The organism is Shewanella sp. 10N.286.51.B7, assembly GCF_002873615.1.
GTDB lineage: Bacteria > Pseudomonadota > Gammaproteobacteria > Enterobacterales > Shewanellaceae > Shewanella > Shewanella electrodiphila.
This window is the reverse complement of record NZ_MCUF01000001.1, coordinates 56,681-67,063: the sequence shown is the minus strand read 5'-3', so window position 1 is coordinate 67,063 and position 10,383 is coordinate 56,681. Positions and strand designations below refer to the sequence as shown.

The window sequence follows — 10,383 nt, the reverse complement described above, 5'->3', positions numbered from 1 at the left end:
GAACAAACTTTGTCGGCGAGCTTTGTGCGTTAACGGGGTGACAATCGATAGGCATTTTGATAAAACTTGTTTCGCATTCATGGCATTTACTCGTGGTAATTTTTGTTTGGCGATAAATTTGATCACCAAATGCCATGAATGTTCCAATTTTTTTTCAATATCTTGTTGTTTCTAATAATTATTTCGTGGGGATTCGTCAGACCCTGACCCCACATATCTGGCTAAAGCCCTAAATAGTTATTAGACAAAAGCTACTCACCACGAAGGACACAGAGGACACGAAGAAAGGCTACTATTCGCAGTAAACTCAGATATCGTTACTTCAGTGGGGCGCTATAAAGCCGTCCTTGGCCGCTCTGCGATTTCATCCCTGAAACCGAAGCCCACAGCCGCACCGACATCTGAATCATCATCTCTCCGAATTAGTTCGCTCAGATGTTTCAAACTCATTTTTGGACAAAACCTAGTTAGAATGATTATTCTATTTACATTTTTTCAGATAAAGTTTTGTATTGTAAACTTCTAAATAAGTAGCCAAATTCAGTTGACCACTACAAATACGTTACCTATGTATTTTTTAGGCGCAGTATTTTTCCCACAGATCTTCTCTGGGTACTTCGCCAATAAATTCGATAGCTTGAATTGCTACCCATTCGCTTCCTTTTCGCACAAGACCTTGGACAATTGCCAGCTCAAGTCTTTGCGTTACTCTGGGAATATAAGCGAGCATATAGCAAAGGTGCTCAGCGACAGGGTCTGCGCCATCTGCCATAACTCTTTCCATTGCACTAATAATTTTAATAATCTGTACATCAGTCACTTGCGCCAAACGAGCTATTGCAAAGACATGTCTAGGGTCACACTTATCCTTTGGAAAATACCATGAAAGTCTGTATCCAGCTTCAGCAACAGTCCATTCATCATGGAGCAGAGACAAAAAATTTTCGAAAAGCTCCTCCCACGCTAATTTTTTATTTTCTCCTAAGCCTTTATTAGACTGATTATCTTTCTGCTGAGCTATTGCAGCAGACATTGAGTTATCAAGCCTTCTATTTATTCTTGTAGTTTCAGCACTTGATATTAGCTTGTACAGCGTATCTGGTTTCAATTCATCATGCTCTAATGACAGGTTAACCAACCAAGGGCCATTATGTGCAAGTGCATTGACAGCATAGTCACTCAAGTTACTCCAGACCGCTTTTTGAGTTTCTGGGTCATAAACAACACCAACTACAGGAAGTGTGCAACGAGACCAGTACTCAAAGTGTGCTTTATCACTTCTAAATACATATCGACCATCACCGGAACGCCTAAAGCTAGACCCTGATTTAATCTGAACACCTATAAACGATCCAGTGGCTATATTCTCAACTTGTGGTTCAATTAAAGCATCTATACCAACATCAAATAGCTCTATTGGACGAAATATAACTTTGCTAGTTCCACACAAAAGTTTCATAAATGAAACCCCTAACTCTCCAGTATGGGACTCTGGGCTGACAGTTGTCATTAGTTACTTTCCAAATTAATTTACCGCTTAACTTCTTAATATTTATGCTTTGAAGTGTTTTTATGGCATAAATCGTTTGTTGGACTTGGCCATAGCCCTGCCCAAGTTGTTTGGTCCACTTTAATGCTATAGTAATTTTATTTTCTGGGGTAGTTGCTTTTTCAACTGTCCGTAGTTTATCAATTATATTAAGTTGAGACTAAAAGCTTAATATCATACTTTTATCTGCTTGAATTCTCTGCCATCGTTAATGGATACATCCAAGTTAGAGTAGTAATCAGAATTTAGCTAATTCGGATAAGTAAAGCATCTTGATTCGTGAGAAGTTACTAATATCCTCAAACCCATTTGTTGCCAACTTTTCTGCAAAATTGACTATGTGCCGACTTTACCTAGCACCATTCAGCAAAAAATAGTGTTAAGTTATTTAAGAATTAAATATTAGCATTACATAGAACATTGAATTATCGAGTTTTTTTGTATTCTTTTTACCGATTTATTGTTATATCTAGGTGATTAGTAGAACACTTGTATTGCGGAAGGGTAGTTATGATTAAGAAGGATAAAAGAAGTGATCTATTAGCCTTTTTTAGGGATAAAGAGAAAAACCAACAACAATTCACTTATGTGGAAGCAGCCAAAGCCACAGGCTATAAAGTTCATTCTATTAGCAAGTTTGTAAGTGAGAATCTCAAAGGTAAGTTCATTTTTCAAAACAAAAGACCACACTGGTATAGTCAAGGTCTACTGTCTGTTAGTGATGATGATTTTTTCAGAATTACTTCTCAAAGTACACAAGCCAAAGTTTTAACAGATGATGACAAGCTATATAACAAGTTAGTAAAGAGAAGTCTGAACGCATTTACTGTAGCTTTGGAAGTTTATAATCGGCCTAGTTTAGAAAATAGAATTGAAGCTTTTGCTATTATGATGACAAATGCATGGGAGCTACTGCTTAAGTCTCAAATTTTAAAAACTAAAGGGTTTGACGCGCTATTTGAAGAAGGTGGAAAAAGTATCCCTATTGGTGAAGCGATTAATTTTAAATACCCCCTTAGAAGCGCAGATAAAGATAACTTAAATCAACTAGTTTCTCTCAGGAATGACGCTGTTCATCTTTTATTACCTGAAATTCAACCTCAATTGTCTAGGTTATTCCAAACAACCGTCTTGTTATACCAAGAGGAATTTTCTCACCAAGAAGGTTACGCCCCCCTTTCAGATCAAAGTGTAGGTATGCTGAGTTTAGTAATTGATGGGCCCGAGCCGGATATGGCTCTTTTGAAAGAAGAATACGGAAAACGAACAGCGGATGAGGTTGTTAAATTTTTGAGTAGATTCACTAACCTTGAACAAAAACATAACTCCAATCGATTTGCTATCAATATGGAGTATAAATTAGCACTAACTAAGAATCCGGGAGCTGGTGACCTAACATTTGGTACTGGTCCTGATGGAACACACACCGTTTTTGTCGATCGGCCAAAAAATTTGAACAAAACACATCCTTTTCATGAAAAGGCAGCGATAGATGAGATCAACAAAAAGCAATCGATTAGTTCCATTACTAATTATTCTTTCAGAGCCGTAGTAAAAAAGCACAAAATCAAGAGCAAAGCTGAGTTTTTTGATTTTACTGACAGACCTAGATATACAGAGTCCTATATTGAGTGGTTTGTAAAAAACTTGAGCCAACAAAACTGGTTGGAAAAATCACTCCCTAAGAAAAAAAGGAAAACATAGTGACAGCTTTGTTTCTTGGTGCTGGTTTTTCGAAGTGGGCGTTTAATTTACCACTTGTAAATCAATTATTTGACTTTGATATTAGCCCTACAAATGATACTGAGCAGCGAAAAGTAGAATTACTAGAGTCTGACTGGAAACGTTGGGAGATTGAGAATAAAGGGGCCTCACCAGAACAGTTTATTTACTGGTGCCTAAATAAGTCTTCACATAGACGAAGTAGAATAAACTGGTACGTTAGTAGAAGGTTAACTGAGCCTTTTATGACAAGGATAAGTGGTTCTTATACTTCCGCCATGTTTGATGAGCGTGTTGTTAGAGAAAATTCAAAGGTTATAGAATTAAAGGGATTTATAACCTCTTTAGGTGAACATGGCTTAAAAGGTATATTAACTTGTAATTACGACACTCTAGTTGAATGTGCACTGGGGACTTCTGGGTTTAACTATGGAGTCATCGGTGAGCAGCTTTATGGAAGAGGCTTAAACCCACAATTTCCATGGCAAAACGCTCACGTTCGCGTAACAGGACATATACCACTGGCGAAACTTCATGGTTCGCTATCTTGGGATTTAAGTACAAAGTATACAAGTGGTAAACCCGGTAGAGCAGGAAAAGCTCTAATTATTCCACCTGCACCAGAAAAAAAGCCGCCACCTGAACTGGAGAGCATATGGTGTAGTGGTTTAGCAAAACTGGCCACTACTTTGTAGTCAATTGATGTGTTTGGCATAGAATAAGTTATCAGAAAATTCAGGTGCACTTGTTCATCGTAACTCGGAATTGTCCAAAAACGAGTTTGTGATTAGCGGGGGCTCGAAGTTAGTTAGCTTTATGTTTGGAACATATCGGTCTGGAATTCAGCCTTCTTATTATGAAGTCCACGGTCTTCCAACCACGAGTAAAATCTACTTCTAGTAATCGAAACACCGCGTTCGTTTAGTTTTCTTAGGATTTCAGCTTTGGAGGTCTGGGTGTCGAGGAGGTTCAATATAAACGCCGTATGCTCATCAAGCCTGGACTTAACTTTCTGCCCCTTCTGACGGCCAGACGATAGCCCTTTGGCCTTTCGTTTAGCGTGACCAGCTTTGGCTCGTTCAGAGCGTTTCTGAGCCTCTACTGCGCTGGCAAAAGATTGCCCAATAACTGTAAATATGATTTCAGCATTATCAACGTTCTCAGAGTTAATGATGGTGTCGTTGTATGCCAAATGCAGCTCACCGTATGAGGCTATCTGGCCGATAGCGCCGACCAACTCCATAACCTTGTGGCGACCCAGCCGTGTGATATCCGATACAATGATGCTTTGTTGAGAGGTAATGAGGGAAGATAACTTCCGCTCACTAAGTTCTGTCTTGGTGGCAGACACATGTTCTTCTATCCAATCCGATATTTGTATGCCACGTTTAGCGGCGTACGCCTTGATAGCTTCTCTTTGTGATTCACCATCGGCTCTTTGTGGATCTGATACTCGAATGTAGCCAATCATGCCAGCCCCCAAGTTGAAGAGTTAATTACTCATGGACGATTATTTGCTGTTTAGGTAGTCCAATACAACTTCATGGTGGTCTTTGGTTTTGAACTTGTTAAACACATGCTCAAGGTTGCCAGACTCATTAATCAGAAAGCTTGTTCTTACAACGCCCATGTTTTCACGCCCCATGAACTTTTTGAGTTGCCAGACACCGTACTTCTCACACACTTCGTGCTCTTCATCGGCTAGCAGAGTGAAGTTCAGCTCTTGCTTGTTGATAAAGTTCGTCAGCTTTTTCGGGGTGTCAGGGCTTAAACCAAGAACAACCACGTTGTGAGCATCTAACTCAGCTTTAGTGTCACGCAACCCTTGAGCCTGCACAGTGCAGCCCGGTGTTGATGCGCGTGGGTAGAAGTAGAGCAGGACCTTCTTTCCTTGAAGCTCAGATAGCTTCACAGGGTTATTGTCTTGGTCATTTAGGGTGAAATCTGGTGCAGTTTGTCCGGCTTCGATTGCCATTGGTTTAGTCCTTACTTTTTCAATTAATGGTATGTGGTGTAGCTTTGTTCGCTACGTCCTATTTAGTGCATTTATATTACGTTAGAGTGTACATTTTTATCGTTAATTCAGTGTCCTGTCTAGTGATTACACTAAACAGGATGTTTTTATCTAAAATCGCCTTTGATAAGGTTATCAGGCCTTGCTTTGGTGACCTTATCCATTGCCTTCTCTCGCTCACTTTCATGCAGCATCTCCATGAGTTCCTGAACCATTTTTATATGGTTGGCTGCTTGTCTAGCTAACGCTTTCTCATGGCTTCTTGCAAGGTCTAAGTATTCCTTTTTTTTCTTATTGGCTTGAGTTCTTTCGCTTTTAAGTTTTTTAACATCTGTTTGTAAAACTTCAACAGGTGATGTACTTGAGCCATCATGTGCTGCACGAGCCTCAAGTGACTTATTCTTCACCATTATTTGAACGTCTTCATGCCTGCGAAGTGCACCCACAGAAAGTCCAGCTTCCTTCTCAACGGTACTATTGTTGATTTTTAGCTTACCTTTTCGGGCTTTCTTCCTTAGTTCTCGGTTTTCTGGTTTACCCTCTAACAGGCGCTCTAGGGCATTTATGAGCTTATTCTTAGTTGCTTGTGTCATTACGAAGTCACTCCGCAGTTGATCAGCAGGTCTTGAACTTCTTGAGGTATTACAACAGGTTCATAGCTGATATCCAAGTCTGTCATAATGCGTTCAGCAGCCGTGATTTTGATATACACTTCTGACGCTGTTTGAGGCGTTACTTCATCATGTTCAATGTCCCATAGCATATGAATTTCGGCCTCTTTGCGCTTAGCTTCTGCGAAAACAGCATCGACAATATAGTCGTTCTTACAGTCTACACATTCTAATAGGTTAACTTGTGTACGTAGGCTACAACCTGTTGAAGTGCAGTAAACGCCAGGGGCGACGGCGTGGATGTGGCGCTTTTGATCTCGGATTTGCTTTTTCCAGTAGTTGAGCGAGAGCATGTTGTCATCGACCTTCTCTTTAAACTGGTTACGCTCAGCCTTCATCATGTTTTTGGCAAACTTTTTGCCCTTGCCGCCAGCGACACGTTCTTTGTTTGCCAGCTTCTTGAAGATGTTCAGGTACACCTGCGCTTTTTGAGCAATCCTTTCTTCATCAATGGCGTGAGCCAAGTTTTGCTTTTGCTTTCTGATTTTCTGGAATTTACTGGCATTCTTAGCGTAATGGCGTGTCATCGCCATGGATACATGGCTGAACTGCTGCTTGAGTTGGGGGAACGCACAAAGCTCGAAGCCGATCAGGTAATAGGCAAACGAGCGGCGGAGCTGATGCGGTGTGAAGTAATAGTCATCCCCCACATTAAACGAAAGGTTAGGATCGGAAACTTTCAAATCGATAACATCGTCATTGGTTAGTGCTAGCTTTTCCGCTAGTGCGCCTTCAAACCACATAGTTGTATGTCTACCAATGTTATTTTTGGTGATAGCACCACAGCCCTCTTTTGTCTTGTGGAAAAAGGCTTGGCTATCAGGGTGACGCCGTCTAAGTGGCGAATGTAGCGCTTGCAGTATCTCGTAAGCCTTTTTGCCGACCTCTGTGGTGACAAACTCATCCTGCTTTGACTGAGAGCCTTTGGTGGTTTTTGAGAGGTCTGCATGAATAACGTGAATGGTTTGCCCTGATATGGTTTCTGTTGTGCACCCATTTGCAGTATGTAGGTGAAAGGTTTCATCAGCGCGCATACCTGTGCGGGACATTAATGCCCAGAGGCAACCACCATTGAGTTGTATAAATAATGATCGCGCCTTTGCAAGTCCGGTTACCTTCCTGTTGCCAACCGTCAATGTTCGCTCAGGGTGGAATTTGTCGATGTAGTCATTCTTGGTCTTAGGTTTGTGCTTGTTGAGCAGTTCAAGTGTCGATTTTTGTGTCGGGTTATTGAGTGCACGAAAAGCAGTTTGAAAGGCTATTCTCTTTTCCTTATCACCTTTATTTTCTGAAGATAAATACCACTGAAGCTCGCCATTTTCGAACTTTGCTTCATCGCTGACAAGGTAGTTTGCATACCCTTGATAGACTTTGTCATGGTAGTCAGCAATGTAATCAGATAGTTTGCTAAGCTCATCACGAATAGGGTATAGCTCGTTCACTAATGCTTCTGATTGTTGAAGTCCCAAATAGTACAGTCGCTGCGGGATAACCGTGTGCTGCTCATTCTCTTTAATGGCTAAACCAAAATCCGAGGCGTTTAACGCTTTGGTAAGGTTAACTTTGAACGGTAGTCGTGTTGCCTCTATGAACAGTTTGTTGAGTGTTACATAGGTGCTTTCTCGTTCGAAGTCCAAATCGGTAACATCACCTAATACCCAAGCCTCTAACAGCTCAAAACTTAATAACTCAAAGCTATTGTGGCCTTCATTCAGTAGCGCAGAGGCGACTTTCTTTAACCTAGAGATAGTATTCACAATGCTCCCAAAAGAATAATCTTTGGGCGAGAGCCACATCATACTCAATGCCAGTGCTCTCAATTGGTTTGTCAGGTTACGCTCCATCACCTTTCCGTCTAGAAAGAAATCTAGAGTATCCGTTGCGGTAGCATTAGGCTCAAAGAACGCTTGGAGCTGACGCCAAGCGTTGTTGTCCCCAATTTTACCCAGCGACTTACCTGTGACGCTAAAACCAATGTCTAGCGCCTCAAAGTCAAACCACTCTCCCGATTTAATAGCAGGCTCTAACACATCCTTCAGGTAGTTTGTGTAGCTTCCAACGTAATTTTGTGCGCTTAACAGAGCATCTTGTTGGCCAATGTTGTACTTAGGTAGCTTTATCATGATTGGCTCCCAATTAACGGTGTAGTGCTAAAATGGCGTGATCCATAGATACCCGAGGGTGACGCCCGTTTTGGTTAAATAATGCCATCGCATTGTCGTACACATCCTTGCTGGCACCATCGAGGGTAAGCTCAAAAGCGGCGATTCTTTCATGGACTTCCTCTTGCGCGTTAGGGTACAGGTTTGCTGCCTCCTTCAGCACATCAATAAAAGAGATAAGTTTATAGATGTGTTGAGTCTCATCGACGGCTTTGGCTGATTGGCATTTATGGCACATGTCGTATTCAGCACAAGGTAGCTGTAGCTTCATGGCGTTATTGGTTTCACGCTGGGTGTTTTTTCCACCTGCAATGCTTTGTTGCCCATTGCAATGAATGCCATTGGGATTGGTTTTTGCCCTTTCTTCCTCTTGCTTCTTTTTCCATTCGTCAAGCGTCAGCATTGTGATGCCAATTTTGGCTGCAACTATCTCTTTTGCTTGCTCTAAACCCGTGTCTTCATCCAATAGCTCCATCACTTGTAGAGCTTGTGAGATGATGATTTTGTTGAGCCTTAGGTCACCATTGGCGTAGTGCTTATCAATGGTTTGAAGAAGGTTTTGCAGGAGGCTTTGAACGCCGCCTGCGCCACTCACGCAGTACACTTGGTTACTGGTCATTTCTCGCCAGCGGCTTGATTGAAGCGATATGAAGTATTCGTTGGGTGCAATTGACCATGTTTTCATTAGATTAGAGCTGATAGGGCTTATTCCGTCCCAGTCTTTAGGGGGGGCCTTCGCTTTACCTCGTTTGAGCAGCAACCGCTCATAGTTTTTAGATCTTTGTTTATCGGCTAACTCTGCGGCGAATTGTTCAATATCTTCGATTAACGCCTTGTCAGCAGCAGGAACAGAGAAGTGGTGGCTCTCGCCATTGCGGTATTTGAACGACACACTGATGTTGCCATTGGCGTCTTTATCCGAATAAGTCAGCGGCAGTAAGATCCCCTTGAAGGGGAAGTCTGTGTAACACGATAAAATGCAGTAGGCGCTATTTACTGCGCCTTGACTGGCTTTTGCTTTTGAGCAAGGGCGAGTGACTTTACTTACGACAATTCGGCCAAGTGTATTGGTCTCTTTTTTTAACTCGATAACATGCTGGTTTCGATAGCTGTGAAACAACTCCTTAAACCATGGCAGGCAGAATGCACGAGTGGGTGAGATTAAGTTTAATTCTACCATTAGATGTTTGTTTATTGGCTGCAAATCAAACGAGCTATTTTTCTCCCCTTCGTTATTCAGCGTAAACAGTAACTCAGAGCCTTCTTCGCCACCGCCGTAGAGTGCTGAAAGCGTTTCAAGGGTTTTAATAAACTTCACTCCATCCCGTTTATCAATATCGAAGCTTTGGTTGGTAAGTACAGCGTCTACCTCTTTATTTGCGCGTGCCTTAAAGCTCGATACCTTAACCACCTGTAAGCTTTTATCCCGCTCATCAGTATGAATCGTGACAGGATGAGCGATGCTTTGTACGTCGCCATCGTTTAATGAGGTAAAAAAGCACATTAGGTGATAAGCCGCCCCCATCGCCATGCTAAACGCGGCGGCAGACTTTACGGATGAGCCCGTTTTACTCTTCCCAAGGTTTTGGGCTTTGAGAGACGTTTTAATTGAAATGATTTCTTGGTGGCCACCTAAGTCAATAACGACAGGCAACTCGTCAGGCAGGGCAAGGTTTTCTTTTTTTGCCGCAATGAGCAGTGGGGCTAGGGTGAAAAATAACTCACTCAACCGAGCAACAAGCATCTCTTCTTCTGCGTCAGAGTAACCCTTATTTGGTGTCTTTTCGCCATTAAACCCTCGGTGATGGGTTGCCCATGTGTCAGCGGGTAATCCACACCATGAAAGGGCGGTGCGAAGTGCTGAAGTTATTTGAGTGGCTGTGCTTTCTTGGATACCCAGTTCATCACCGTGTCTCATTTCCCATAGCCTTTTGGATGGGCGGTACATTTTCACCCGGTGCCGCAGTTCGCCATCATTCCCTGAATATTTTAAATAGCCAGCTTCAGAAAAGGGGTCAACGTTTACGGCGTCACAAAAGGCAATGAAGGCTCTTAATGCCTCGTAGAGCCCCGAGATGGTTCGTATCGATCTACCATTATCAACATACTGGTTGGTCTTCTTACAAAAGCTCCTTAAAAAAGGGATACGGCTGTCGATTTTGACGTTATTGCTGTCTGCGGCAAGGTGTAACAGGTGTGATATATCAAACTCGGTTGCCTTCCTGAGTCTGCCGTCCTTATAGGGGATGGTAAGGTGCAACGGAA

8 protein-coding genes are annotated in these 10,383 nt (G+C 42.1%); 2 read left to right on the top strand and 6 right to left on the bottom strand.

Features of this window, described 5'->3' with window-relative positions; genetic code table 11:
• Positions 1-577 precede the first annotated feature (577 nt).
• The gene (locus BCU84_RS00270) at positions 578-1,510 is read right to left on the bottom strand and encodes a DUF4365 domain-containing protein (protein ID WP_102526100.1); all 933 of its coding nucleotides are present in this window, start codon (positions 1,508-1,510) and stop codon (positions 578-580) included.
• A gap of 549 nt (positions 1,511-2,059) precedes the next feature.
• Here BCU84_RS00270 and BCU84_RS00265 point away from each other — a divergent pair.
• Positions 2,060-3,253, top strand: coding sequence for a DUF3644 domain-containing protein (locus tag BCU84_RS00265; RefSeq protein ID WP_102526099.1), 1,194 nt, complete (start codon positions 2,060-2,062; stop codon positions 3,251-3,253).
• Positions 3,253-3,966 (top strand): hypothetical protein, encoded by a 714-nt coding sequence (locus BCU84_RS00260; protein WP_102526098.1) that lies wholly within the window; start codon positions 3,253-3,255, stop codon positions 3,964-3,966. Before BCU84_RS00265 ends, BCU84_RS00260 begins: the two co-directional genes overlap by 1 nt.
• Before the next feature lie 119 nt (positions 3,967-4,085).
• On the opposite strand, the gene BCU84_RS00255 is transcribed toward BCU84_RS00260, so the two are convergent.
• From BCU84_RS00255 to BCU84_RS00235, 5 genes are all read right to left on the bottom strand, one after another.
• Positions 4,086-4,742 (bottom strand): recombinase family protein, encoded by a 657-nt coding sequence (locus tag BCU84_RS00255; protein ID WP_102526097.1) that lies wholly within the window; start codon positions 4,740-4,742, stop codon positions 4,086-4,088.
• A 39-nt stretch (positions 4,743-4,781) separates the two neighbouring features.
• On the bottom strand, positions 4,782-5,246 hold the full coding sequence (gene bcp, locus BCU84_RS00250) for a thioredoxin-dependent thiol peroxidase (RefSeq protein WP_102526096.1): 465 nt from the start codon (positions 5,244-5,246) through the stop codon (positions 4,782-4,784).
• A gap of 146 nt (positions 5,247-5,392) precedes the next feature.
• Positions 5,393-5,878: a bacterioferritin comigratory protein gene (locus tag BCU84_RS00245; RefSeq protein ID WP_102526095.1), complete on the bottom strand. Its 486-nt coding sequence runs from the start codon at positions 5,876-5,878 to the stop codon at positions 5,393-5,395.
• On the bottom strand, positions 5,878-8,079 hold the full coding sequence (locus BCU84_RS00240) for a tyrosine-type recombinase/integrase (protein WP_102526094.1): 2,202 nt from the start codon (positions 8,077-8,079) through the stop codon (positions 5,878-5,880). The genes BCU84_RS00245 and BCU84_RS00240 overlap by 1 nt, the downstream gene beginning before the upstream one ends.
• 13 nt (positions 8,080-8,092) lie before the next feature.
• Positions 8,093-10,036, bottom strand: a complete 1,944-nt coding sequence (locus tag BCU84_RS00235; protein ID WP_198589501.1) for a hypothetical protein — start codon at positions 10,034-10,036, stop codon at positions 8,093-8,095.
• Positions 10,037-10,383 lie beyond the last annotated feature (347 nt).